The 25,027-nt window shown below is 64.3% G+C and carries 25 protein-coding genes and 1 riboswitch; of the genes, 17 read left to right on the plus strand and 8 right to left on the minus strand.

Annotated features, from left to right (window positions below):
- Window positions 1–12: 12 nt before the first annotated feature.
- The 3 genes from ugpE to ugpB are packed head-to-tail and all read right to left on the minus strand — an operon-like array spanning window position 13 to window position 3,066.
- A complete protein-coding gene (gene ugpE, locus ACMHYJ_RS02835) occupies window positions 13–855 on the minus strand; it encodes a sn-glycerol-3-phosphate ABC transporter permease UgpE (protein WP_414244678.1) in 843 nt (280 codons plus the stop codon).
- A gap of 14 nt (window positions 856–869) precedes the next feature.
- The gene (gene ugpA / locus ACMHYJ_RS02840) at window positions 870–1,751 is read right to left on the minus strand and encodes a sn-glycerol-3-phosphate ABC transporter permease UgpA (protein ID WP_414244679.1); all 882 of its coding nucleotides are present in this window, start codon (window positions 1,749–1,751) and stop codon (window positions 870–872) included.
- 4 nt (window positions 1,752–1,755) lie between these two features.
- The gene (gene ugpB, locus ACMHYJ_RS02845; protein WP_414244680.1) at window positions 1,756–3,066 is read right to left on the minus strand and encodes a sn-glycerol-3-phosphate ABC transporter substrate-binding protein UgpB; all 1,311 of its coding nucleotides are present in this window, start codon (window positions 3,064–3,066) and stop codon (window positions 1,756–1,758) included.
- On the opposite strand from ugpB, the gene ACMHYJ_RS02850 reads away from it, so the two are divergent.
- From ACMHYJ_RS02850 to ACMHYJ_RS02880, 7 genes are all read left to right on the plus strand, one after another.
- Window positions 3,065–3,280, plus strand: a complete 216-nt coding sequence (locus tag ACMHYJ_RS02850; RefSeq protein WP_414244681.1) for a hypothetical protein — start codon at window positions 3,065–3,067, stop codon at window positions 3,278–3,280. The two genes, ugpB and ACMHYJ_RS02850, sit on opposite strands and share 2 nt — an antisense overlap.
- A 48-nt stretch (window positions 3,281–3,328) precedes the next feature.
- Window positions 3,329–4,177, plus strand: a complete 849-nt coding sequence (gene proC / locus ACMHYJ_RS02855; protein ID WP_414244682.1) for a pyrroline-5-carboxylate reductase — start codon at window positions 3,329–3,331, stop codon at window positions 4,175–4,177.
- Between the two features lie 171 nt (window positions 4,178–4,348).
- Window positions 4,349–5,467 (plus strand): high-affinity branched-chain amino acid ABC transporter substrate-binding protein, encoded by a 1,119-nt coding sequence (locus ACMHYJ_RS02860; protein WP_414244683.1) that lies wholly within the window; start codon window positions 4,349–4,351, stop codon window positions 5,465–5,467.
- 89 nt (window positions 5,468–5,556) lie between these two features.
- Window positions 5,557–6,486 (plus strand): high-affinity branched-chain amino acid ABC transporter permease LivH, encoded by a 930-nt coding sequence (gene livH / locus ACMHYJ_RS02865; protein WP_414244684.1) that lies wholly within the window; start codon window positions 5,557–5,559, stop codon window positions 6,484–6,486.
- Window positions 6,486–7,712: a high-affinity branched-chain amino acid ABC transporter permease LivM gene (locus tag ACMHYJ_RS02870; RefSeq protein ID WP_414244685.1), complete on the plus strand. Its 1,227-nt coding sequence runs from the start codon at window positions 6,486–6,488 to the stop codon at window positions 7,710–7,712. Before livH ends, ACMHYJ_RS02870 begins: the two co-directional genes overlap by 1 nt.
- Window positions 7,709–8,473 carry a high-affinity branched-chain amino acid ABC transporter ATP-binding protein LivG gene (gene livG, locus ACMHYJ_RS02875; RefSeq protein WP_414244686.1) on the plus strand — a complete coding sequence of 255 codons (765 nt, stop codon included), beginning with the start codon at window positions 7,709–7,711 and terminating at the stop codon, window positions 8,471–8,473. Before ACMHYJ_RS02870 ends, livG begins: the two co-directional genes overlap by 4 nt.
- 2 nt (window positions 8,474–8,475) lie before the next feature.
- Complete coding sequence (locus tag ACMHYJ_RS02880; protein WP_414244687.1) at window positions 8,476–9,177, plus strand: ABC transporter ATP-binding protein; 702 nt, start codon at window positions 8,476–8,478, stop codon at window positions 9,175–9,177.
- A 199-nt stretch (window positions 9,178–9,376) separates the two neighbouring features.
- On the opposite strand, the gene ACMHYJ_RS02885 is transcribed toward ACMHYJ_RS02880, so the two are convergent.
- Window positions 9,377–9,988, minus strand: coding sequence for a glutathione S-transferase family protein (locus ACMHYJ_RS02885; protein ID WP_414244688.1), 612 nt, complete (start codon window positions 9,986–9,988; stop codon window positions 9,377–9,379).
- A 139-nt stretch (window positions 9,989–10,127) separates the two neighbouring features.
- On the opposite strand from ACMHYJ_RS02885, the gene ACMHYJ_RS02890 reads away from it, so the two are divergent.
- The 6 genes from ACMHYJ_RS02890 to ACMHYJ_RS02915 all read left to right on the plus strand — a co-directional run bounded on the left by ACMHYJ_RS02890 (window position 10,128) and on the right by ACMHYJ_RS02915 (window position 15,282).
- Window positions 10,128–11,093 carry a D-2-hydroxyacid dehydrogenase gene (locus ACMHYJ_RS02890; RefSeq protein WP_414244839.1) on the plus strand — a complete coding sequence of 322 codons (966 nt, stop codon included), beginning with the start codon at window positions 10,128–10,130 and terminating at the stop codon, window positions 11,091–11,093.
- 69 nt (window positions 11,094–11,162) lie between these two features.
- Window positions 11,163–12,203 (plus strand): type I glyceraldehyde-3-phosphate dehydrogenase, encoded by a 1,041-nt coding sequence (locus tag ACMHYJ_RS02895; protein ID WP_414244689.1) that lies wholly within the window; start codon window positions 11,163–11,165, stop codon window positions 12,201–12,203.
- Between the two features lie 113 nt (window positions 12,204–12,316).
- On the plus strand, window positions 12,317–13,720 hold the full coding sequence (gene fumC, locus ACMHYJ_RS02900) for a class II fumarate hydratase (protein WP_414244690.1): 1,404 nt from the start codon (window positions 12,317–12,319) through the stop codon (window positions 13,718–13,720).
- 3 nt (window positions 13,721–13,723) lie between these two features.
- Entirely contained in the window at window positions 13,724–14,098 is a 375-nt protein-coding gene (locus tag ACMHYJ_RS02905) for a DUF488 domain-containing protein (RefSeq protein ID WP_414244691.1), read from the plus strand.
- A gap of 69 nt (window positions 14,099–14,167) precedes the next feature.
- On the plus strand, window positions 14,168–14,497 hold the full coding sequence (locus tag ACMHYJ_RS02910) for an NfeD family protein (protein ID WP_414244692.1): 330 nt from the start codon (window positions 14,168–14,170) through the stop codon (window positions 14,495–14,497).
- Complete coding sequence (locus ACMHYJ_RS02915) at window positions 14,494–15,282, plus strand: slipin family protein (RefSeq protein ID WP_414244693.1); 789 nt, start codon at window positions 14,494–14,496, stop codon at window positions 15,280–15,282. The genes ACMHYJ_RS02910 and ACMHYJ_RS02915 overlap by 4 nt, the downstream gene beginning before the upstream one ends.
- Here ACMHYJ_RS02915 and ACMHYJ_RS02920 read toward each other — a convergent pair.
- A complete protein-coding gene (locus ACMHYJ_RS02920) occupies window positions 15,239–15,727 on the minus strand; it encodes a redoxin domain-containing protein (protein WP_414244694.1) in 489 nt (162 codons plus the stop codon). The genes ACMHYJ_RS02915 and ACMHYJ_RS02920 overlap by 44 nt on opposite strands.
- Window positions 15,728–15,946: 219 nt before the next feature.
- Here ACMHYJ_RS02920 and ACMHYJ_RS02925 point away from each other — a divergent pair, with 219 nt between their 5' ends.
- Together ACMHYJ_RS02925 and nadB are read left to right on the plus strand one after the other, a co-directional pair.
- Window positions 15,947–16,282: a c-type cytochrome gene (locus tag ACMHYJ_RS02925; RefSeq protein WP_414244695.1), complete on the plus strand. Its 336-nt coding sequence runs from the start codon at window positions 15,947–15,949 to the stop codon at window positions 16,280–16,282.
- A 156-nt stretch (window positions 16,283–16,438) separates the two neighbouring features.
- A complete protein-coding gene (nadB, locus tag ACMHYJ_RS02930; protein ID WP_414244696.1) occupies window positions 16,439–18,064 on the plus strand; it encodes an L-aspartate oxidase in 1,626 nt (541 codons plus the stop codon).
- Window positions 18,065–18,104: 40 nt separating this feature from the next.
- On the opposite strand, the gene nadC is transcribed toward nadB, so the two are convergent.
- Window positions 18,105–18,980: a carboxylating nicotinate-nucleotide diphosphorylase gene (gene nadC / locus ACMHYJ_RS02935; protein ID WP_414244697.1), complete on the minus strand. Its 876-nt coding sequence runs from the start codon at window positions 18,978–18,980 to the stop codon at window positions 18,105–18,107.
- Window positions 18,977–20,116 (minus strand): quinolinate synthase NadA, encoded by a 1,140-nt coding sequence (gene nadA / locus ACMHYJ_RS02940; RefSeq protein WP_414244698.1) that lies wholly within the window; start codon window positions 20,114–20,116, stop codon window positions 18,977–18,979. The genes nadC and nadA overlap by 4 nt, the downstream gene beginning before the upstream one ends.
- 115 nt (window positions 20,117–20,231) lie before the next feature.
- Window positions 20,232–20,402, plus strand: a riboswitch (yybP-ykoY riboswitch).
- 11 nt (window positions 20,403–20,413) lie between these two features.
- Here nadA and ACMHYJ_RS02945 point away from each other — a divergent pair.
- On the plus strand, window positions 20,414–20,983 hold the full coding sequence (locus tag ACMHYJ_RS02945) for a TMEM165/GDT1 family protein (RefSeq protein ID WP_414244699.1): 570 nt from the start codon (window positions 20,414–20,416) through the stop codon (window positions 20,981–20,983).
- 75 nt (window positions 20,984–21,058) lie between these two features.
- Here ACMHYJ_RS02945 and ACMHYJ_RS02950 read toward each other — a convergent pair whose 3' ends face one another.
- Window positions 21,059–22,672, minus strand: a complete 1,614-nt coding sequence (locus ACMHYJ_RS02950) for a methyl-accepting chemotaxis protein (RefSeq protein WP_414244700.1) — start codon at window positions 22,670–22,672, stop codon at window positions 21,059–21,061.
- A gap of 437 nt (window positions 22,673–23,109) precedes the next feature.
- Between ACMHYJ_RS02950 and ACMHYJ_RS02955 the strand changes: the two genes are divergently transcribed.
- The gene (locus tag ACMHYJ_RS02955) at window positions 23,110–25,008 is read left to right on the plus strand and encodes an FAD-dependent monooxygenase (protein WP_414244701.1); all 1,899 of its coding nucleotides are present in this window, start codon (window positions 23,110–23,112) and stop codon (window positions 25,006–25,008) included.
- Window positions 25,009–25,027 lie beyond the last annotated feature (19 nt).

The raw sequence follows: 25,027 nt of genomic DNA on the forward strand, positions 1-25,027 counted from the left end.
GGGCCAAATATCCTATTTTTCTGTGTCGACCAGGCCCTTGACGAACCATTTTTGCATCAAGATCACGACGGCGGCCGGCGGAACCATGGCCAGCAGGGCCGTGGCCATGACGAGATTCCATTCGGTGACGCTGTCGCCCCCGGCGATCATGCGCCGGATGCCCACCACCACGGGATACATGTTTTCCTGGGTGGTGATGATCAGCGGCCACAGGTATTGGTTCCAGCCGTAGATGAACTGGATGACGAACAGGGCGGCGATGCTGGTGCGCGACAGGGGGAAAAGCACGTCCTTGAAGAACCGCATGGGGCCCGCCCCGTCGATGCGGGCGGCCTCGACGAGCTCGTCGGGCACGGTCAGGAAAAACTGGCGAAACAGGAAGGTGGCGGTGGCCGAGGCGATCAGGGGCAGGGTCAGGCCGGCGTAGCTGTTCAGCATGCCCAGGTCGGCCACCACGGCATAGGTGGGGGCGATGCGGACTTCGACGGGCAGCATCAGGGTGACGAAAATCATCCAGAAGCACAGCATGCGCAAGGGAAAGCGGAAATACACCACGGCGAAGGCCGACAGCATCGAAATGAAAATCTTGCCGATGGCGATGGCCAGCGCCATGAACGAGCTGATCCACAGCATCCGCCCCACCGGCGGGGTGTTTTGCGCGCTGCCGGTCAGGACGGTCCAGTAATTGCTGAAGAAATGCGGCCCGGGGATCAGCGACATCGGCGCCTGGGCGACTTCCTGGGCGGTCTGGGTGGAGGCCACGAAAGCCACGTAAAGCGGGAAAGCGATCACGGCCACGCCGATGATCAGCACGGCGTGGCAAACCAGATCAAGAAGGGGACGACGTTCTACCATGGTTGCGCCCCCTGTCAGTAGTTGACCTTGCGGTCGACGTAGCGGAACTGAATGGCCGTCAGGGCGATGACGATCAGCATCAGGATGACGGATTGCGCGGCGGAAGAACCGAGATCCAGGCCCTTGAAGCCCGCATTGTAGACCTTGTAGACCAGGATGTCGGTGGCGCGCCCGGGGCCGCCCTGCGTGACGACGTCGATGACCGCGAAGGTGTCGAAAAAGGCGTAGATGAAATTGATGACCAGCAAGAAGAAGCTGGTGGGCGAGAGCAAAGGAAAGACGATGGACCAGAAGCGGCGCACGGGCCCCGCGCCGTCGATGGCGGCGGCTTCGATCAGGGATTTGGGAATCGACTGCAGCCCGGCCAGGAAAAACAGGAAGTTATACGACACCTGCTTCCAGATGGACGCGAAGACGATCAGGGCCATGGCGTCCTCGCCGTCGAGGCGGGGATTCCAGTGCAGGCCGATCTCCATCATGGCGACCGCGAGGATGCCGACGGACGGCGAAAACAGAAACAGCCACAGCACCCCGGCCACGGCCGCGGCCACGGCGTAGGGCCAGATCAGCAGGGTTTTGTAAAGCGCGGCGCCCCGCACCACCCGATCCGCCATGACGGCCAGGATCAGGGAAATCGCCAGGCCGCCGAACGCCACCCAGGTGGAAAACCAGGCCGTCGTGCGAAACGAGGCCAGGTAGTCGGCGCTGGCGAAAAGATCGGCGAAGTTTTCCAGCCCCACGAACTGGGAGGACAGGCCGAAGGGGTCTTCCAGGCGAAACGACTGCCACAGGGCCTGGCCCGCCGGCCAGAAGAAAAAGACCAGCGTGATGGCCAGCTGGGGAGCCAGCAGCAGCCAGGGCAGGGTGCGGTGGCGGAAGACGACGCGCTTTTCCATGAGCTTATTTCACGCTTTTCTCGAAGCGCTCCAGCAGGGCGTTGCCTTCGGTGGTCATTTTCTTCAGGCCGTCCTCGGTCGAGAGCTTGCCCGCGAAGATTTGTTCCATGACGTTGTCCTCGATGTCGCGGATCTGAGGCAGGTAGCCCAGGCGAATCCCGCGCGAATTGGCCGTGGTGTCCGCGTTCAGCTGCTGAACCGCGACTTCGGTGCCCGGGTTTTTGTCGTAGAAGCCGGAGGCCTTGGTGGCTTCGTAGCCGGCCTTGGTGACGGGCACATAGCCGGTCCCTTGGTGCCAGGCGGCGGCCTGTTCGGGGCTGGCCAGGAACTTGAAGAACTGGATGACCCCCTTATAGGCCGCGTCGGACTTGCCCGAGAACACCCACAGGGAAGCCCCGCCGATGATGGAGTTCTGGGGAGCGCCCGGCAGGTCGGGGTAATAGGGCAGGGTGCTGGTGCCGAATTCGAACTGGCCGGTTTTGATGATCGAGGCGCGCATCCCGCTGGAGCCGGTGTACAGGCCGCATTTCCCGGAGGTGAACAGCGCATTGCCCGCGTCGCCGCGGCCGCCGTAGGTGAATTGGCCCGCCTTGGCCATGTCGGCCAGGAAATTCATGTGCATTTTGAAGGGTTCGCTGTCCAGCAGCAGGCGGGCGTCCAGGCCGCCGAAGCCGTTGTCCTGCGAAGCATAGGGGATGTTGTTCCAGGCGGCGAAGTTTTCCAGCAGCACCCAGGACGGCCAGGCCGTGGAATAACCGCATTCCAGGCCGGCGTCCCGCAGCTTCTGGGCGGCTTCGGCCACCTCGGGCCAGATCTTGGGCGGCGCGTCCGGGTTCAGGCCGGCCTTTTTGAAGGCGTCCTTGTTGTAGTACAGCACCGGGGTGGAACTGTTGAAGGGCATGGAAACCAGCTTGCCCTCGGGGGAGGAGTAGTAGCCGCCCACGGCCCCTAGAAACGTGCCGGGGTCGATGGGGTCGCCGACTTGTTCGGACAGCGCCTGCACCGGCTGCACCGCGCCCTTGGCGTACATCATGGTGGCGGTCCCGACTTCGAAGACCTGCAGGATGTCCGGCGCGTTGCCCGCGCGGAAAGCCGCGATCCCGGCGTTCATGGATTCGCCGTAGGCGCCCTTGTAGACGGGGTGGACGACGTAGTCCGATTGGCTGGCGTTGAAGTCCTTGGCGATGGCGTCCACGCGTTCGCCCAGCGGGCCTTCCATCGAATGCCAGAATGTAATGTCAGTGGCGGCCTGGGCCGTACCCATGGCGGCCAGCAGGGCGGCCAGGACAGTCGTGCGAGTAAACGGAAATGCCATGTGGTTCTCCTTGGTGGTCTCCCCGGTCAATCGCCGAGGCTGGCAGCCGGGGATTGTAGATAGCCATTGTGACGAGTTCATGTCGGGTTTGACAATCCCTGTCGGCCAGGCTTGGTTTTTGTTCAACCTGTGCGGTTTTTTCCGGCTGCTGGCGTACTTTTATCATAGATGCCCGTTTGAATTCACCCGCCGCCCGCGCCGCTCGAAGCCGTGAAAAATCCGGGGGTGTCTTTGCATGCGGATGCCTTTACAATCCAATGCTATGGATAAAAAACTCACCTTAGCGCTGATCGGCGGCGGCAACATGGCCAGCGCCCTGGCCAGCGGCCTGATCGGGCGGCGTTGCGCGGCCGCCGACGTCCACGTCATCGATCCCGGCGACACGGCCCGCGCGCACTGGGAAGCCCTGGGGACGGCGACGGCCGCCGCGCCGGACGAACGGCTGTCCCGGTGCCACGTCTGGTTTTTTGCCGTCAAGCCCCAGCTCATGCCGCAGGTCGTGCGGCAGTGCCGGCCCTGGCTGCGGCCCGATACGCTGATCGTCAGCATCGCCGCGGGCATCCCCGGCCGGGCCATCGCCCAATGGCTGGGCGAAGCCGGCGCGCCCTACGAAAACGTGGTGCGCTGCATGCCCAATACCCCGGCCCTGATCGCCAGCGGCATGACCGGCATGATGGCGCTGCCCGCCGTGGGCGCGGACGACCGCCAGTTGGCCGAAACCCTGCTGCGGGCGGTGGGCGACATCCTCTGGGTGCCCGATGATGCCGCCATCGACGCGGTGACCGCCGTGTCCGGCAGCGGGCCGGCCTACGTTTTCCTGTTTCTCGAATCCCTGATCGAGGCCGGCAAGCAGCACGGCCTGCCGGCCGATCAGGCGCGGCAATTGGCGCTGGCCACTTTCCACGGGGCCACCCAATTGGCCATGCTGTCGCCCGACAGCCCGGCGATCTTGCGCGAGCGCGTCACCTCCAAGGGGGGAACCACCGCCGCCGCGCTGGATGTTTTCCGGCAACACGACCAAAAAAACATCATTGCGCAGGCCGTGGCGGCCGCGGCGCAGCGGGCGGCCCAGCTGGCCCGCGAGTTTTCCACCCCCAACACCCCAGAATAACCCTGAAATTTCAAAAAATCAGGGATTAACCGTAGTGACACCGCAAAGCGAAGCCTTCAGAATACGCCTGCCGCTCAGGGCGGAAGCAACAATCAAGGCTTGGCGCCCCTGGCCACCGACCCGACCGGGTCTTTCCCATGGTCAGCGGCGCCTCTACCGGAGACACTACGAATGAAGTTCAATCTGCGCATTACCCCCGTCCTTCTGGCGTTTGGCGCCTTGTCGCTGGCCGCCGGCGCACATGCCGACACGCTGAAGATCGGCATTCCCCAGCCGATGACCGGCCCCAACACCCAATATGGCGATCAGATTCAGGCGGGCGCGCTGACCGCCATCGATGCCCTGAACGCCGCCGGCGGCATCAAGGGCATGCAAATCGAGCCCCTGCTGATCGACGACGGCTGCGAACCCAAACAAGCCGTGCCGGCCGCCAACCGCGTCATCAACGCCGGCGCCAAGTTCGCCGTGGCGCACGCCTGCTCCGGCACCACGGTGCCGGCGGTCAACGTCTATGAACAAGAAGGCATCGTGGCGATCACCCCGGGCGCCACCTCGCCGCTGGTCACCGACACCATCAAGCCGCACTTCTTCTTCCGCACCATCGGCCGGGACGACCAGCAGGGGCCCTTTGCCGCCGAATACATCGCCAAGCAGCTCAAGCCCCAGAAAGTCGCCATCCTGCACGATAAGCAGACCTACGGCTCGGGCGTGGCTTCCCAGGTGCAAAAATCCCTGCAGGACAACGGCGTCAACATTGCCATGTTCGAAGGCATCAACGTGGGCGACAGTGACTATTCCGCCGTCATCTCGAAGCTCAAGGCCCTGGGCCCCGATCTGATCTACTTCGGCGGCTACCACCCCGAACTCGGCCTGCTGTTGCGCCAGGCCCGCGAACAAGGTCTGGAAACCCAGTTCATGGGCCCCGAGGGCGTCGCCAACAAGGATCTCGCCGCCATTGCGGGCCCCGCGGTGGATCATCTGCTGGTCACGCTGCCGGCCGACTTCACCAAGCGCAAGGGCAACGAGCAAATTCTTGAAGACTTCAAGAAATACAACCGCAGCCCGGATGGCGCCTTCACCATGACGGCCTATGCCGCGATGCAGGTGCTGGCCGACAGCATCAACGCCGTGGGGGCCGACCCTGAAAAAGTCGCCGACTACATGCACAGCAACAGCTTCGACACCGCCATCGGCAAAGTCGATTACGATGCCAAGGGCGATCTGAAGCACTTTGAATTTGCCGTGTTCCAGTGGGACGCCGACGGCAACATGACCCAGATCCAACCCTGATTGGGTTCGGCCGGCCCCGGCAGTCGCCGGGGCCCGTACTCCTGGCCAGGCCCGCAAGCCTGGCCGTTCTCTAGAAGACCCCTGCCATTATGTCCGACTTGCTTCCTCTATTGACGCAACAGCTGTTCAACGGCTTGTCGCTGGGCGCCATCTATGCCCTGATTGCGATTGGCTACACCATGGTCTACGGCATCATCGGCATGATCAATTTCGCCCACGGCGAAATTTACATGATCGGTGCCTATGTCGGCCTGGTCACGCTGTCCGCCATCGGTGTCGGCAGCGGTTTACCGCTGCCCGTCATGGTGCTGGCCATGCTGATCGTCGCTGTTCTGGTGACCGCCGTCTACGGCTATGCCGTCGAAAAAGTGGCCTATGCGCCCTTGCGCAACAGCCCGCGCCTGGTTCCCTTGATTTCCGCCATCGGGATGTCGATTTTCCTGCAGAACTGGGTGGCCACGGGCCAAGGCGCGCGCGACATGGCCGTGCCTGCCCTGATCAGCGGCTCCGTCGAGTTCACGATCGGCTCCAGCGACTTTTCCGTCACCGCGCCCTATTCGCGCATCCTGATCATCCTGGTCACGGTGCTGATGATGATCGGGCTGACGCTGTTCATCAAATACTCGCGCACAGGCCAGGCTTCCCGGGCCTGCTCGCAAGACCTGCACATGGCCAACCTGCTGGGCATCGACACCAGCCGCATCATCTCGTTCACCTTCGTCATCGGCGCCATGCTGGCCGCCGTGGGCGGGGTGCTGATCGCGCTGGCCATCGGCAAACTCAATCCCTTCATCGGCTTCATTGCCGGCATCAAGGCCTTTACCGCCGCCGTGCTGGGCGGCATCGGCAGCATCCCGGGCGCCATGCTGGGCGGGGTATTGCTGGGCCTGGCCGAGACCTTTGCCGCCGCCTTTATTTCTTCGCAGTACAAGGACATTGTCGCGTTCTTGCTGCTGGTCTTCATCCTGATGTTCCGTCCGACGGGGCTGTTGGGTAAACCCGAGGTCGAAAAGGTTTGATGATGCGAAACCTGAAAAACTCCCTGATTGCCGCCGTCATGGCCGGCGTCATCATTGCGCCGGTCTATGGCCTGCAGATTTTGCGCAGGGGCCAGGAAACCTACCTGCAACCCGAGTGGTCCATGATCATCGGCGGCATGCTGCTGGTGTTTGCCGTGCAGATGCTGCGTCCTTTCTGGGCCAACCGCAAAAAAAGCACCACGCCGCGCTTCCAGTGGCCCACGTTCACGGACAAGGCCCGCCACAACGCCATCATCGTGCTGGTGCTGTTCGCCATCGTCTGGCCGTTCTTCAGCGGGCGGGCGCAGATCGACATCGCCACCCTGGTGCTGATCTACGTCATGCTGGGGCTGGGGCTGAACATCGTGGTCGGCTTCGCCGGGCTGCTGGATCTGGGCTTTGTCGGCTTCTATGCCACCGGCGCCTACACCTATGCGCTGCTGTACCATTGGGCCGGCTGGGGTTTCTGGGAAGCCCTGCCGTTCGCCGGGCTGGTGTCGGCCCTGTTCGGTTTCGTTCTGGGGTTCCCGGTGCTGCGCCTGCGGGGCGACTATCTCGCCATCGTGACGCTGGGCTTTGGCGAAATCATCCGCCTGATGCTCATCAATCTGTATGGCCTCACCGGCGGCCCCGACGGGATTTCCGGTATCCCCAAGCCCACCTTCTTCGGCTACGAGATGGCGCGCCGCAGCTCCGACGGCGGCCAGACCTTCCACGAAATGATGGGCTGGGCCTTCAACAGCCAGGACGTCGTCACCTACCTGTATCTGATGGCCCTGGTGCTGGTGCTGATTACGCTGTACTTTACCAGCCGGCTGATCCGCATGCCCATCGGGCGCGCCTGGGAAGCCCTGCGCGAAGACGAGATCGCCTGCCGTTCGCTGGGGCTGAATCCCCGCAACATCAAGCTCTCGGCCTTTACCATGGGGGCCATGTTCGCCGGTTTCGGCGGGGCGTTTTTTGCCGCCCGCCAAGGCCTGGTAAACCCGGAATCCTTTACCTTCATCGAATCCGCCCTGATTCTGGCGATCGTGGTGCTGGGTGGCATGGGCTCTCAGCTGGGGGTCATTCTGGCTGCGGTTCTGCTGACCGTCGTGCCTGAAATCGCCCGCGAATTCGCCGAATACCGCATGCTGATCTTCGGCCTGGTGATGGTGGTGATGATGGTGTGGCGCCCGCAGGGCCTGCTGCCGGTGAAACGCCCACAAGTGGAATTGGAATCATGAGTGAATCTTTGTTGAAAGTCAGCGGGCTGACCATGCGTTTCGGTGGCCTGCTGGCCGTGGACCAGGTCGAATTCGATGTCCGCAAAAACGAGGTCTTTGCCATCATCGGCCCCAACGGGGCGGGCAAGACGACGGTCTTTAACTGCATCGGCGGGTTCTACAAGCCCACGACGGGCGACATCTCGATGGACGACAAGCCCATCGGGGGCCTGCCCAGCCACAAGGTGGCGCGCCATGGCCTGGTGCGCACATTCCAGAACGTGCGCCTGTTCAAGAACCTGACCGTCCTGGAAAACCTGTTGGTGGCCCAGCACACCCTGATGGAAACCGGGCTGCTGAAAGGCATCCTGAAACTGCCGTCGTTCCGGCACTCCGAGGCCGATGCGAAAAAGCGCGCCGTCGAATGGCTGGATTTCATGGATATCCGCCAGTACGCCAACCGCGAAGCCGGCAATCTGGCCTATGGCCACCAGCGGCGCCTGGAAATCGCGCGCTGCATGATCACCCAGCCGCGTCTGTTGATGCTGGACGAACCCGCCGCCGGCCTCAATCCCCAGGAAAAACGCGATCTTTCCGCCCTGATCGACCAGCTGCGCCGGGAATACGGCGTGGCCGTGCTGCTGATCGAACACGACATGAGCCTGGTCATGGGGGTGTCGGATCGCATCCTGGTCATGGAACACGGCAAGCCCATCATGACGGGCCTGCCCGATGAGGTCCGCACGGACCCTCGCGTCATCAAAGCTTATCTGGGGGAATAACCGTGCTCAAACTGGAAAACGTCAGCACCTTCTATGGTGCCATCCAGGCGCTCAACGATGTTTCGGTCGAGGTCAACCAGGGCGAGATCGTGACCTTGATCGGGGCCAACGGCGCCGGCAAGACGACTCTGCTCATGACCGTCTGCGGCAATCCCCGGGCGCGTTCGGGGCGCATCACGTTCATGGACGAAGACATCACCGAACAGCCTACGCACACGGTAATGCAGCGCGGCATCGCCATTTCGCCCGAAGGCCGCCGGGTCTTTCCCGACCTGACGGTGGCCGAAAACCTGAACATGGGCGCTTTCTTCCTGGATAAAATCCAGACCGAAGAAAGCATGGATCACGTCTACGAGCTTTTTCCCCGCCTGAAAGAACGCGCCAACCAGCGCGCCGGGACGATGTCCGGCGGCGAACAGCAGATGCTGGCCATCGGCCGCGCACTGATGACCCGGCCCAAGCTGTTGTTGCTGGACGAACCCACGCTGGGGCTTGCGCCGCTGATCATTGCGCAGATCTTCGACATCATCCGCACCATTCGCGAAGAAGGGGTGACGGTGTTCCTGGTCGAGCAAAACGCCAACAAGGCCCTGCAGGTCGCCGATCGCGGCTACGTGCTGGAAACCGGCAAGGTCGTGCTGGCCGACACCGGGGCCAACCTGCTGGTCAACGACGAAGTCCGCAAGGCCTATCTGGGGGCTTGACGGCCCGCTTCACGGCAAAAAACCCGGCCTTGGCGCCGGGTTTTTTGCCGCCGGGCCGCCCCAAGGCAAAAACGCCCCCCAGGGGGGGCAGCAAGCGGGCATCGCCCGCGCAGCGTGGGGGGCCTTTTTTCCGCCGGGCCGCCTCCAAGGCAAAAACGCCCCCCCAGGGGGGGCAGCAAGCGGGCATCGCCCGCGCAGCTCAGATCAGCGATTGCGCCTTGAGCGCCGCCAGCACGCCCGGGTCGGCCTGCAAACGCTGCTGGAAACGGCGCAGGTCTTCGAGGCCGGGCAGGGCGATTTGCTTGGCGTCGGCCCACATCAGCATGACGAACAGGTAGGCATCGGCCACCGAACGCTGCCCGGTGAGCCAATCGCGCCCCTTGAGGCGGTCGTTGGCGATGGCGAACATGCTCTTCAGTTTTTCACCAGCCTTGGCGGCCAGAACCTTGGCGATGGCGTCGTCGCCGCCGCTGAAATACGGCGCGCCGAACACCAGGCCGAACGTGCGGTGGATGTCCGAGTTGCAGAAGCTCAACCAGCGCCGTGTCTCGGCGCGGGCTTTCGGGGTGTCGCCCATCAACTGGGCTTCGGGGTGCAGCTCGGCCAGGTAATCCAGGATGGCGGCGCTTTGGGTCAGCACGAAATCGCCGTCCACCAAGGTGGGCACGGCCCCGCTGGGGTTGAGTTTCAGATAGGCGGGTTCTTTGGTCTGCTCGCGGGTCAGGCGTTCGGCTTCATAGGGCTGGCCAATCCATTCGAGCACGATGTGGGTCACCAGCGGGCACGCGCCCGGGAAATAATAGAGTTTCATGAGACTCCTGTATGAGATCGGGGATTCAATCGCTGTTATACCACTGCCGCCGGGCCGGATGAATGTAAGAGAGTAGAGTAGACTAGGGGATTCCCTGAATAATGTTTATTCACCGAAACAGTAGGTTGCCATGGACACGCTGCGCATTGTTTTCCTGGATCGAGACACCTTGCCCGCCTCGATAGAAATCCCTTCTCCGGGCGTGCCCCATGAATGGGTGTCCTACGCCCGCACCACCGCCGACGAAGCCGTCGCCCGCATCCAGGATGCCGATATCGTCGTCACCAACAAGGTTCGGCTGACCGCCGCCATGCTGCAGCAGGCCCCGCGCCTGCGGATGATCGCCCTGGCCGCCACGGGCACGGACAACATCGACTTGCAAGCCTGCAACCGCCGGGGGATCATCGTGTCCAACGTCAGGGATTATGCCGTGCACACGGTGCCCGAGCACACGTTTGCCCTGATCCTGGCCTTGCGCCGCAACCTGCTGGCCTACCGGCAGTCGGTCGCGGCGGGCCGTTGGCAGGACAGCGGCCAGTTCTGCTATTTCGATTTTCCCCTCCGCGACCTGTCGGGCGCCACCCTGGGCATCATCGGGCGGGGCGCGCTGGGCGAAGCCGTGGCGGAAATCGCCCGGGCCTTCGACATGCGGGTGCAGTTCGCCGCCCGCCGCGACGATGGCTCGCCCGCCCAGGACTACACCTCCTTTACGCACGTGCTGCGCAGCAGCGACGTCATCAGCCTGCATTGCCCGCTGAACGACCAGACCCGGGGCATGATCGGCTTTGACGAGTTTTCCCTGATGGATCGCAAACCGCTGCTGATCAACACGGCGCGCGGCGGGCTGGTGGACGAATCCGCCCTGGAAAACGCCCTGGAAACCGGCCAGATCAGCGGCGCGGGTTTCGATGTGGCCACCCAAGAACCCCCGGCGCCCGATCACCCCTTGATGCGGCTGCTGGCCTACCCGAATTTCATCCTGACGCCGCATGTGGCCTGGGCCAGCCAGGAAGCCATCCACGCCATGGCGCGCCAGGTCTGCGACAACATCGAGGCGTTTTGCCGCGACACGCCGCGCAACGTGGTGGCCGGGTTCCATGGCTGACCCCGTCGCCATCCCGCCATCCCGCGCCGCCCGGCACCAGTCGCCACAACCCCGCACCTGATCCTGTCCATGTCTCGTCCTCTGCGTCTTGCAATCAATGGCTACGGCCGAATTGGGCGTTGCTTCCTGCGCGCCTTGATGGAGTCCGCCCACCATCCCGCCATCCAGGTCGTGGCCATCAACGAGCCCGCCGACCTGGATTCCATGGCCTACCTGACCCGTTTCGATTCGACGCACGGGGTGTTTCCCGTGCCGGTGGAAACCCTCGCCGATGGCTTGCGCGTCCAGGGCCAGGATATCCAGATATTCCATGCCAGCGAACCGGCGGGGGTGCCCTGGCACGCGCTGCGCCTGGATGTGCTGCTGGAATGCTCGGGCGCCTATGGTAGCCGTGCCGCCTTGCAGGGGTTTCTGGATGCGGGCTGCCCGCGCGTGCTGGTGTCCAACCCCGGGCACAGCGCCGCCGACGTCGATTGCACGATCGTGCATGGCGTCAATGACGCCGCCCTGGCGGCGGATCAGACCATTGTGTCGGCTGCCTCTTGCACCACCAACGCCGTGGTGCCGGTGCTGCACCTGCTGGATCAGCGCCTGGGGGTTGAAAGCGCCTACCTGACCACTTTGCATTCGGTGATGAACGACCAGCCCATGATCGACGGCTATCATCATTCCGACCTGCGCCGCACCCGCTCGGCCATGCAGTCCATCGTGCCTGTTTCCACGGGCCTGGCGCAGGGGGTCGAGCGCTTGCTGCCCCGCTTGGCCGGGAAAATCCAGGCCAAGGCCATCCGGGTGCCGATCCTCAATGTCTCGGCCATCGACCTGAGCGTCAATCTGGCGCAGGACACCACGGTAGAGTCCCTGAACGCCCTGCTGGACGAGGCCGCCCGGGCGCATCCAGGGCTGCTGGCCTGTACGCGCCAGCCCCATGCCTCCATCGACTTCAACCACAATCCGCATTCCGTCATCCTCGATCTGGGCCAGACGCGGGTCAACAATGGCCGCTTCGCCAATCTGCTGCTGTGGTTCGATAACGAATGGGGATTCGCCAACCGCATGCTGGACATTACCCGCGCCTGGGCCGCGCTGTTCGCGCCGGCCCCCCGCTGACGCCGGGCCGGGCGGCCGGGGCGCATGCCGCCCCCGCTGCGCGGCGAGCGGATCGCGTTATAGTCAAAACAGTTTTTTTCACTTCAATCGAAACGATACAGGAGTTTTCCATCATGGCCGATAGCCGTACCGAAACCGATTCCATGGGCGCCATCGAGGTGCCCGCCGCGCACTACTGGGGCGCCCAGACCCAGCGTTCCATCCAGAACTTCCCCATCGGGGTCGATCGGTTTCGGTGGCAGCCGCCGGTCATCCGGGCGCTGGGGGTGCTGAAAAAAGCGGCGGCCCAGGCCAATGCCGAACTCGGCGAACTGCCGGCCGACATCGGCAATCTGGTGGTGCGCGCCGCCGAAGAAGTCATCGACGGCAAGCTGAACGGCGAATTTCCCCTGGTGGTGTTCCAGACCGGCTCGGGCACGCAGTCCAACATGAACGCCAACGAAGTCATCTCCAACCGGGCCATCGAACTGGCCGGCGGCACCATGGGCAGCAAGGCCCCCGTGCACCCCAACGACCACGTCAACCGCGGGCAATCCTCGAACGACACCTTCCCCACCGCCATGCACATCGCGGTGGCGTCGGAACTCTCCCGCCATTTCTTCCCGGCGGTGGGCCAGCTGCGCGCCACCCTGGACGCCAAGGCCAAGGCTTACGCCGGCATCGTCAAGACCGGGCGCACCCACCTTCAGGACGCCACCCCCATTACCCTGGGCCAGGAAATCAGCGCCTGGGTGGCCCAGATCGACTTTGCCCTGGATGCCGTGCAGGCGGCCCTGCCGGGCATCTACGACCTGGCGATCGGCGGCACCGCCGTGGGCACCGGGCTGAATGCGCATCCCCGCTTCGGCGAACTGGCCGCCGCCCGCATCGCGGATATCACCGGCCTGCCGTTTCGCAGCGCCGAAAACAAATTCTTCGCCCTGTCGGCCCATGACGCCCTGGTCAGCATGTCGGCCGCCCTGCGCACCCTGGCCGGAGCGCTCATGAAAATCGCCAACGACGTGCGCTGGCTGGCCAGCGGCCCGCGCTGCGGCATCGGCGAACTCGTCATCCCGGAAAACGAGCCGGGCTCCTCCATCATGCCGGGCAAGGTCAACCCCACCCAGTGCGAAGCCCTGACCATGGTCTGCGCCCAGGTCTACGGCAACGATGCCGCCGTGGCCTTTGCCGGATCCCAGGGCAATTTCCAGCTCAATGTCTACAAGCCGGTGATGGTGCACAACGTGCTGGAAAGCATCGGCCTGCTGGCCGACGCCTGCCTGGCCTTCGACGAGCACTGCGCCGTGGGCATCGAGCCCAACACCCCGCGCATCGAGGAAAACCTGGACAAGAACCTGATGCTGGTCACCGCGCTGAACCGCCACATCGGCTACGACAAGGCCGCCGCCATCGCCAAGAAAGCCCACAAGGAACACAGCACCCTGCGCCAGGCGGCGCTGGCCCTGGGCTTTCTGAACGATGCGCAGTACGATGAATGGATCGTCCCCCTGGATATGACGCATCCCAGCAAAGGCTGAACCATGACCGCCCCTGTCGCCATCAAACGCGCCTACGAACCCGCCGCCGACACCGACGGCTACCGGGTGCTGGTGGATCGTTTGTGGCCCAGGGGCCTGTCCAAGGCCGCCTTGCCCTATGACCGTTGGGAAAAAAGCCTGGCGCCCAGCACCGAACTGCGCAAGTGGTTCGGCCACCAGGCCGAACGCTGGGAAGCCTTCCAGCGCGATTACACGCAGGCGCTGCAATCCCCAGAGGCCCAGGCCCTGATGGACGACATTCTGGACGCGGCCCGGGGCCGGACGATTACACTGCTGTATGGGGCGCACGACACAGAACACAACCAGGCCGTCGTGCTGGCCCGGGTGCTGTCGCAACGGCGCGGCGGCCGGCCCTGATCCACCGTGCCGCGCCGCCAATCCGGCGGGCGGCGGCGCCACGGCGCCATCCGGCTCACAGGAGACCCTATGCTGCTGGTTTATTTTGGAACCCAATCGCTTTGGGCGCTGGGCCTGCTGGGCCTGATCCTCATCCTGGCCGCCGTGATCGCCATCCAGGCGCATCGCCACCGGACGCTGGGCGGCAACGAAGAACTGCCCGGCATGCTGGGCGAGGTCGTCGAAGCGCCCGATGCCCGGGGACGCGCCCGGGTTTCCGTGCGGGGCGAAATCTGGCAGGCCCGCAGCCAACCCCCCCTGCACCCCGGACAGACCGTGCGGGTGCTGCAGGCCCACGATTTGCTGTTGCTGGTCGAACCCGCCCGCGACGCGGATGTGCTATCTGGAGAATCCTCATGATGTTTCTGAATCTCGGCTCGGGCATCAGCCTGCTGGTTCTGCTGTTCCTGCTTTTCGTCCTGTCCCGCCTGTTTCGCATCCTGCGCGAATACGAACGCGCCGTGGTCTTTACGCTGGGGCGCTATACCGGCACCAAGGGCCCCGGGCTGATCATCGTCATCCCGTTTCTGCAGCAGGTGGTGCGCGTGGACATGCGGGTGGTCACCCTGGACATCCCGCCCCAGGACGTGATTTCCAGGGACAATGTCTCGGTGCAAGTGAACGCGGTGGTGTATTTCCGGGTGGTCGATCCGGCCAAGGCCATCATCCAGGTCGAGCATTTCCTGGAGGCCTCCAGCCAGCTGGCGCAGACCACGCTGCGGGCCGTGCTGGGCAAGCACGAACTGGACGAAATGCTGACCGAACGCGAAAAACTGAATCTGGACGTGCAGAGCATCCTGGACGCCCAGACCGACGGCTGGGGCATCAAGGTCACCAACGTCGAGATCAAGCACATCGACCTGAATGAAACCATGGTGCGCGCCATGGCGCGCCAGGCCGAGGCCGAGCGCGACCGCCGCGCCAAGGTCATCCATGCCGAAGGCGAACGCCAAGCCGCCCAGGCCCTGGCGGAGGCGGCCAACACACTGGCGCGCGAACCGTCGGCCATGCAGCTGCGCTACCTGGAAACCCTGACCCAGGTGGCGGGCGATAAGTCGTCCACGCTGGTGTTTCCCATCCCCATCGACCTGCTGGCCGGATTCATGGGGAAGCCGACGCCGCCTCGGTCAGCAGCTGACCAATGATCGCCCCCACGCGCAAGTCGTCGATCTGGCCGAAATGATGCAGCCGGATGCGGCCTTCGGCATCCAGGATGATCAGCGTGGGCGTCCCCTGCAGGCGCCAGGACTGCATGGTCATGGGGATCGGATTGCCCCGGGGATCCGGGCGGTCGATACCCACCGGAAAGCGGATGCGGTATTCGTGCATGAAGGCCCGCAGAGCGGTCTCGCCCATGGCGGCGTGGTGCTCGAATACCGCGTGCAGGCCCACCACCTGCAGCCTGCCGGGCGGGAAAGCCTGGTGGATGGCCTTGGCCTGGGGGATGCCGTGCGACACGCAGCCCGGGCACAGCATCTGAAACGCATGCACCACCACCACCGTCCCGCGCAGTTCGGCCAGGGACAGCGGGGTTTCTGTGTTGATCCAGGCCTGGATGTCCCAGTCGGGGATCTGGTCGCCCTTGATCATGGGAACTCCGCGTCAAACGATTCTTATAACCTCCTATCATAGGCTTTCTGTGAAACAGCGGGTAGGCCTACAATGTGTGGCAGTATATTTATATCCACGCCCCGGCTATGGTGTAATGATGCTGCTTGCCGTCGGTTGTGATGCCGGCGGCTACACGGCCCGGGGCGCACGCCCCGGCCGCGATAGCCTACATATGTTTTCAACACCGGAGATCCAATCATGAAATTGTCTGCACTGGCTTTGTGCGTCCCGCTGTTCGTCTTGGGGCAGGCAGCGCATGCCGCCCCCGATTACACCACCCAGGTTCAGCCCATCCTGCAGAAAAACGCCTGTCTGGCCTGCCATGCCGTGGACAAGAAAGTCGTCGGCCCGGCCTACCAGGACGTCGCCGCCAAGCATAAAGACCAGGCGGACGCCGCCGAAATCCTGACCAAGCACATCAAGGAAGGCAGCAGCGGGGTCTACGGCCCCATCCCCATGCCGCCCAACGTGGGGATTTCCCCCGCCGACACCCAGATCGTCGTCGAGTGGCTGGTGGCCGGCGCCCCCCACTGATCCCGCCTGCCCAGACAACCCTGCGCGCGGCTTCCCGCCCGCGCAGGGTTTTTTGCCGCCGGGCCGTCCCAAGGCAAAAACGCCCCCCACGGGGGGCAGCAAGCGGGCGTAGCCCGCGCAGCGTGGGGGGTCTCCTCCGCCTTCAACTTGAAAGCAATGAACCAACATTACGATGTGCTGATTATCGGCAGTGGCCTGGCGGGTCTGACCGTCGCCCTGCATCTGGCGGCGGACAAGAAAGTCGCCGTCCTGTCCAAGAAAGCCCTGCTGGACGGGGCCAGCAACTGGGCCCAGGGGGGGATCGCCGCCGTCCTGGACTCGGGGGACAGCCACGATAAGCACGTGGCCGACACCCTGGTGGCCGGCGCGGGCCTGTGCGACCCCGAAGCCACGCGGCACATCGTCGAGCAGGGCCCTTCCGCCATCGAGTGGCTGATCGGCCTGGGAGTGCCCTTTACCCAGGATCAGGGGGCCGAACTGGGCTTTCACCTGACCCGCGAAGGCGGCCACAGCCAGCGGCGCATCATCCATGCGGCCGACGAAACCGGCCATCTGGTGCAGTTGACGCTCGAACAGCAGGTGCGCGCCCACCGCAACATCACCCTGCTGGAATACCATTCCGGGGTCGAGCTCATCACCAGCCGCATCCTGGGACGTTGCCCGGGCGACGCGCCAGCGCGCTGCCTGGGGGCCTATGTGTACGACGAGCCATCCGACCAGGTGAACACGATCCTGGCCGGGCAGGTGGTGCTGGCCACCGGCGGGGCGGGCAAGGTCTATCTGCATACCAGCAACCCGGACACCTCCTCCGGCGACGGCATCGCCATGGCGTGGCGGGCGGGGTGCCGGGTGGCCAATATGGAATTCATGCAGTTCCATCCCACCTGCATGTACCATCCCCAGGCCAAATCCTTCCTGATATCCGAAGCGGTGCGCGGCGAGGGCGGGGTGCTGCGCCTGCCGAAGGCGGCGGGCGCCCAGGCGGGCGAGCGGTTCATGCAGTGGCACGACGAGCGCCTGGAATTGGCGCCGCGCGACGTGGTGGCGCGCGCGATCGACTTTGAAATCAAGAAGCGCGGGCTCAATCACGTGGATCTGGACATCAGCCACCGGCCGGCCGCTTTCATCCGCGAACACTTTCCCACCATCCATGCCCGCTGCCTGGAATTCGGCATCGACATGACGCGCGACCCCATTCCGGTGGTGCCCGCCATGCACTTCACATGCGGCGGGGTGGTGGTCGATCTGAACGGCCGCACCGATATCCCCGGCCTGTATGCCGTGGGCGAAACCGCCTATACCGGCCTGCACGGCGCCAACCGCCTGGCCAGCAATTCCCTGTTGGAATGCCTGGTCATCGGCCGCAATGCCGCGCACGACATCGACGCCCAGCCCAGCCCGAACCATTCGGGCTGCCAAGTACCCGCCTGGGACGACAGCCGCGCCCGCGATGTCTCCGAAGCCGTCCTGGTCACCCATGCCTGGGACGAAGTCCGGCGCCTGATGTCCAACTATGTCGGCATCGTGCGCACCCGGAAACGCCTGGATCGCGCCGCCCAGCGCCTCAGGATGCTGGAGCAGGAAATCCAGGCCTATTACCAGGAATACCGCGTGACCAGCGACCTGCTGGAATGCCGCAACCTGGTGCAGGTGGCCGCGCTGGTGGTTGCGGCGGCCCTGTCGCGCAAGGAAAGCCGGGGCCTGCATTATTGCCAGGACTTTCCTTGGACCCTGCCGCGCGCCCTGCCCACGGTGATGACGCCGGAAGACGGTTTCAGGTAGTCAGGTGGGGAGAGGGCAATCCGCCCGGCAGCGGGCTGGCTCAGAGGATGCGTAAAGAGTAATCTGTGGCGCGGACGTTTTTGGTCAGGCCGCCGACGGAAATCCGGTCGACCCCGGTTTGCGCGATGGCCCGCACGGTCTCCGGCGTGATCCCGCCGGAGGCTTCCAGCAGCGCGCGCCCCTGGGTCAGGGCTACGGCGGCCCGCAGATCGTCCAGCGAGAAATTATCCAGCAGCACGGAAGCCGCCCCGGCGTCCAGGGCCTGGCGCAGCTCGTCCAGGCTTTCGACTTCGATTTGCACCGGCACAGGGTAGGGCAGGGCTTTGGCGGCCTGCAGGGCGGCGGCGATGCCGCCCGCGGCGGCAATGTGGTTTTCCTTGATCAGCACGCCGTCGTACAGCGCCAGGCGCTGGTTTTTCCCGCCCCCGACCCGCACCGCGTATTTCTGGCCCTGGCGCAAGCCGGGCAGCGTCTTGCGGGTATCCAGAATTTGCGCCTTGGTGCCCGCGACCAGATCCGCGTAGCGGCGCGTGGCGGTGGCCACCCCGGAAAACAGCTGCAGGAAATTCAAGGCCGTGCGCTCGGCCGTCAGCAGCGACCGGGCGGGGCCGTGCAGGCGGCAGACGACGCTGTCGGCTGTCATCCAATCGCCTTCGGCGTAGGCCCAGTCCAGCAGGATGCGCTGATCCACCCGGTGCATGACCGCCTCGAAGCAGGGCGCCCCGCACAGGACGGCGGGTTCGCGCACGATGACCTGGGCGGCTTCGACCTGATCGGCCGGAATGAGCAGACCGGTGACGTCGCCCGTGCCGACGTCCTCGGCCAGCGCCTGGTCGATGCGGGCGTCGAAGGCCGCCTGCAGGGCGGGGGAGAAGGGGGCGTGCGGGTTGCGCAGTGTCGATCGGATAGCGCTCATGCGGGGCCTACCTTGGCGAACAGGGCTTGTTCCTGGGCCAGATCGGCGCTGGGGCGCACTTTTTGGTGGTGTGTCGCGGCGAAATCCAGCATGCGGTCGATACAGACCTTGGCCCGGCGGCCCAGGTCGGGATCCAGGTGGATTTCGTTGTGGCCGAATTCCAGGGCGTCGGCCACGCCTTTCAGGGAATTCATGGCCATCCACGGGCAGTGCGCGCAACTTTTGCAGGTGGCGGATTCTCCCGCCGTGGGGGCGGCGATGAAGGTCTTGCCCGGCGCGGCCAGGCGCATTTTATGCAGCAGGCCCTGGTCGGTGGCGACGATGAATGTCTTGGCGGGGGATTCCTTGACCGCCGCCAACAGGCGCGAAGTGGAGCCCACGACGTCGGCCAGCGCCACGACGCTGGCGGGGGATTCCGGGTGCACCAGGATCAGGGCATCCGGGTGCTCTTGGCGCAGGAGGTCGAGTTCAACCCCTTTGAATTCGTCGTGCACGGTGCACGACCCCTGCCACAGCACCATGTCGGCGCCGGTCGTGCGCTGGATGTAGGAACCCAGGTGGCGGTCGGGCGCCCAGAGGATTTTCTGGCCTTGGCGGTGGAGGTCGGCCACGATGTCCAGCCCGATGGACGAGGTGACCATCCAGTCGGCCTGCGCCTTGACGGCGGCGCTGGTGTTGGCATACACCACCACCACGCGGTCGGGGTACTGGGCGCGGAACTGCTTGAAGGCCAAGGGGTCGCAGCCCAGGTCGAGCGAACAGGTGGCGTCCAGATCCGGCATCAGGATGCGTTTCTCCGGGCTGAGAATCTTGGCGGTCTCGCCCATGAAGCGCACGCCCGACACCACCAGGGTGCTGGCGGCGTGGTCGCGCCCGAAGCGGGCCATTTCCAGAGAATCCGACACGCAGCCGCCGGTTTCCTCGGCCAGGTCCTGGATGTCGGCATCGACGTAATAATGGGCCACCAGCGCCGCGTTGCGGGATTTCAGCAGGCGACGGATGCGGGCTTTCTGGAACGTGCGTTCTTCGGGCGAGACAGTCGGGTTGACCCGGGCCCAGGCCTCGGCCACGCCGAGGGTGCCACGGGTCATGTCGGGTTGGTCGAATTCGATGATTCGGGTACCTGAAGGGATCATGGTGTGAATTTCAATGAACGGATTGAATCCATTGATGATACGACAAAGCCGGCCGGCCTGCCGTCCCGGCCACGCGGCGGGTGGGGAAGTTTTCGCCGACTCCGTCTATAATGCGGCACCCGTCATCGGGGAGTAGCCGCCGGGGGATGATTTCCCGCCGGGCCCTTGTCAACAGACTTGGTCGTTCGACCATGGCATGGGCAGCCGTTCATCGGCCTGGCCAGACCGCTGACTGCGTTTCCCGCCGCAAGGGGCCGGCGGAAGACGTGGTCATGCTCGCCCCGCATCTCTCATCCTATGAATGCATTCCTGGTCTCCGTCGGCGTCGTGGCGCTGGGCGAAATCGGCGACAAGACCCAGCTGCTGGCCATGGTGCTGGCTGCCCGTTATCATCGTCCCGGCCTGATCTGCCTGGGGATTCTGCTGGCGACGCTGGCCAATCATGCCCTGGCGGGCGCCGTCGGGGTGCTGGTGGCCGGGTTTCTGGATCCGGTGACGCTGAAATGGGTGCTGGGCGTGTCCTTCCTGCTGATGGCCGTCTGGCTGCTGGTGCCCGACAAGCTCGACGAAAACCCGCGCCCCCTGCGCAACATGGGGGTGCTGACCGCCACCATCGTGATGTTCTTCCTGGCTGAAATAGGGGACAAAACCCAGGTCGCCACCGTGGCCCTGGCCGCTCGTTTCGACGATCTTCTGGCGGTGGTGGCCGGCAGCACGATCGGCATGCTGCTGGCCAACGTGCCCGCCGTATACCTGGGGGCCAGGGCCGCCGACCGCCTGCCGGTCAAGTGGGTGCATGCGGGGGCCGCCGCCTTGTTTGCCCTGATCGGCGCGGGCTCGCTGGCCAGTGCGCTGGGCTGGCTGTAGCCGGCCCCGGGGGCGGCGGCAAGCCCGGGCCGGCGGCCGATACCCGCCGCCGCGCCTCGGGCCGAAGCGGCCGGTTCAGGTGGAGGTCAGCAGGGGCAGCGCGGCCGGGCGGTTCAGGCGCGAGGCGGCATCCGCCGGGGCCGCGCCTTCGCGGGGTTCCAGTGTAAAGGTCGCCACCAGGTCGGCCAGGCGATTGGCCTGATCCAGCAAACTGGCCGCCGACGAGGCGGAGACATCCACCAAGGCGGCGTTTTCCCGGGTGACATCGTCCATTTGCGCCATGGCCGTGTTGATTTCCTCGATGCCCGTGGTTTGTTCACGGCTGGCGGCGCTGATTTCCTGCACGATATGGGTGACGCGCCCGATGCGGGTGACGATTTCCTGGGTAATGTCGCCGGCGCGCGACGCCTGCAGGTTCCCCTGGGTGGTGGCCGTCACCGAAGCGTCGATCAGGGCCTTGATTTCTTTTGCCGCGCCGGCGGATCGCTGGGCCAGGGCGCGGACTTCGGTGGCGACGACGGCGAAGCCCTTGCCTTGTTCACCCGCCCGGGCGGCCTCGACGGCGGCATTCAGGGCCAGGATGTTGGTTTGGAACGCAATCGAATCGATCACGTTGACGATCTCGGCCACCTGTTGGGATCGGGTGTCGATGTCGGCCATGGTCTTGACCAGCTCACCCATGATGTCGCCCCCGCTGCCCGCCGTCTGGGCGGCGGCCTCGGCCAGCGCGTTGGCCTGGTGGGCGTGATCCGCGCTTTGATGCACGATGGCGGTGATGGTTTCCAGGGCGGCGGCGGTTTCCGCCAAGGCCCGCGTCTGCCGGCTGGTTCGCGTTGACAGATCCAGGTTGCCGTCGGAAATCTGCGCGGAAGCCGAGGCGATGGCGTTGGAACTTTCACGAACCTCGCCCACTGCGCGGCGCAGATTGTCCGCCATCGTGTCCAGCGCGCCCAGCAGCTGGCCAATTTCGTCGTGGCCGCGGGCCTGGATATGCGCGTTCAATTGTCTGTTGGCCACCTGGGTGGCCAGGCCCAGCGCGTGGCGCAAGGGCAGGGTGACGGAGCGGATCAGGCGCCAGGCGAACAGGGGCACCAGAAGCAGCGCCAACAAGGTGGCCGAGGCCAGAATGCCCAGGCCCAATTGGTCGGATGCCGTGCTTTGGCCGAACAGTTGCTGGACGGCGTCGTTCTGCTGTTGAGACAGCCGGTCGATGTGCGCCAGGTAGTCCGCAGTGAGCGTCGGCATTTTCTGGTTGAAAAACGCGTCCGCCTCGGCGTAGTTGCCCTTGTCCAGATCCTGGAACGCCTGCTGGCGCGCCCGCAGGTACTGGACGCGCTGCGCGCTGGCTTGATCCAGCAGCTGTCGGGCGGCGGGTTCGTCCAGCAGTGCCTGCAGTTGTTGGCCGATTTTCTGGATTTGCGCATCGGCGGCGGAAATCGAGTGTTTCAGCTGGTTCAGCGTGTCCGGGTCGGCCGCCAGGGTGGCCAGCGTCTGATTGGCGCTGATGCTGACCTGGCGCGTCATTTGCCCGATGAGATCGTTGGCCTGCAGGCTCAGGCCCAGGGCCTGCTTGTCCTGCCGGGAATCGAGGGTTCGCCAGGCGCCGATGCCGGAGAGCACCAGCAAAAGCAGCATGACAAAGCCAAAACCCAGGGTCAGCCGCGTGCTGATATTCAAATTATTCATCATTTATAAATCATCACTGGTGAGCTGAATGCACGCCTATCTTAATCCGCTTATTGGAATTCATACCAGAGAAATACGATATTTCAGTTATGCCATATTGATATGGCGGACGGCGGCATGGCTTTCGGGCAAAAAGGGAGCGCAGGGGCTCGGAATTCAGGTATATGGATTTTTATATTCATGATAATAAAAAGTCATCTTCGAATTGCGGCCATGATCGTGTTTTATTCATAAACTGTTCGCTATCCAGTCGCCGGGCCGATCAAGCTCGCGGCGGATTGAAAGAAATCAGGATATTGAATTCCAAATCGACACCCCGGTGTCCGATTTTCTTGCTTTTGCGTTTTGGCACAAAAAAGGAAATATCAGCTGCGGAAATTCAATAAAAACAGATCACCCATGAAATTTGCAATTATTTTCATTGATTATCAGGAGGCGACATGAAATATCATCACCATCATTATGTATCCGAGAACCCGCGCATCCAGACGGCGGCGGGGGCCGGCGTGGATCGGCCGGCGGAATTGCCGGACTACGTGGACGTGCTCATCGTGGGCGCCGGGCCGGCGGGCATGATCGCCGCCGCCCAGCTCTCGCAGTTTCCCAATGTGGTCAGCCGGATCATCGACCGCCGGCCGCATCGCCTGGAAATCGGCCTGGCCGACGGCATGCAAAAACGCAGCCTGGAAACCTTCAATGCCTTTGGTTTCGCCGAATCCCTGATGGCGGAAGCCTGCCACGTCACGGAAACCGCATTCTGGCGGCCAGACCCCGACGCGCCGGCGTGCATCCGCCGGGTTTCCCGGCTGGATGAAGACCCGAACCAGATCAGCGAATACCCGCACCTGACCGTCAACCACGCCCGGGTGCTGGATTATTTTGCGGAATTCATGGCGCATTCGCCGACGCGCATGCAGCCGGATTATGGGGTCGAGTTCCTCGGCCTGGAAATCGACGATCCCGACGGCGATTATCCCGTCGCGGTGCGCGTCAAACCGCTCCATGGGGCCGATGAGGGCCGGGAACGCATCATTCGCGCCAAATACGTGGTGGGCGCGGATGGCGCCCACAGCGGGGTGCGCAAGGCACTGGGCTGGCGCTTGCAGGGCGAATCCTCGAATCACGCCTGGGGGGTGCTGGACGTTCTGGCCGAAACGGATTTCCCGGATATTCGCGTGAAATGCGCCATTCAGTCCAAATCCGATGGGAATATCCTCCTGATTCCCCGCGAAGGCGGTTTTCTCTTTCGCCTCTACGTCGACCTGGGCGATGTGGCGGCGAACGACAACGGCGCGATCCGCAAAACCCCAGTCGAAGACACCATCGCGCGGGCGCAGAAGATTTTTCATCCCTATCGCCTGGATGTGCGGCACGTGGCCTGGCACAGCGTCTATGAGGTCGGGCACCGGGTGGCCGAACGATTCGACGACGTGCCGGAGGATCAGGCCGCCACGCGTCTGCCGCGGGTCTTTGTGACCGGCGACGCCGCCCACACGCACAGCGCCAAAGCCGGGCAGGGCACCAATGCCTCCATGCAGGACGGGTTCAATCTGGGGTGGAAGCTGGGCCACGTGCTGGAAGGGCGCAGCCCGGCATCCTTGCTGCGGACCTACAGCACGGAGCGCCAGCAGATCGGCCGTGACCTGATCGCCCAGGATCAGCGCTGGGCCAGTCAGATGGCCAAATCGCCGGAAGAATTTTCCAGCCCGGCGGAATTCGAGCAGGCCTATCTGCAGATCACGGCATTCGCCCAGGGCTTCATGACGCAATACGCGCCGTCCATGATCACGGCGCAGACCGACGCCGACCAGGCGCTGGCGCAGGGTTTTCCCATCGGGAAGCGCTTCTGGTCGGCCCCGGTGATGCGGGTGGCCGACGCCAACCGCCGCCAGTTGGGGCACGAGGCCACCGCCGACGGCCGCTGGCGCCTCTATGTGTTTGCCGATGCGGCCCCGGCGGGCGAGGCGTCGGCCGTCGCGGCCCTGGGCCGCTGGCTGGAAGAATCGCCGGATTCCCCCGTGCGCGGCTTTACCCCGGCCAACCTGGATGAAAACGCCTGGTTCGACATCAAGGTGATCTATCAGCAGCGCCACACCGAAGTCGACATCGGCCAAGTGCCCCGGGCCTTCAAGCCCCTGGCCGGCCCTTACCGCCTCTCGGACTACGAGAACATCTACGCCGCGCTGCCCGGCGAAGATATTTTCGACCTGCGCCAGATCGACCGGCAGGGGGCGCTGGTGATCGTGCGGCCCGACCAATATGTCGCCCAGGTGCTGCCGCTGACCGCCACGCCGCGACTGGCTGAATTCCTGCGCGCATTCGCCTTGCCGCAACGTTGAAAACGACTAGGAGCGAGAC

The organism is Castellaniella hirudinis (assembly GCF_047468865.1).
GTDB lineage: Bacteria > Pseudomonadota > Gammaproteobacteria > Burkholderiales > Burkholderiaceae_B > Castellaniella > Castellaniella hirudinis_A.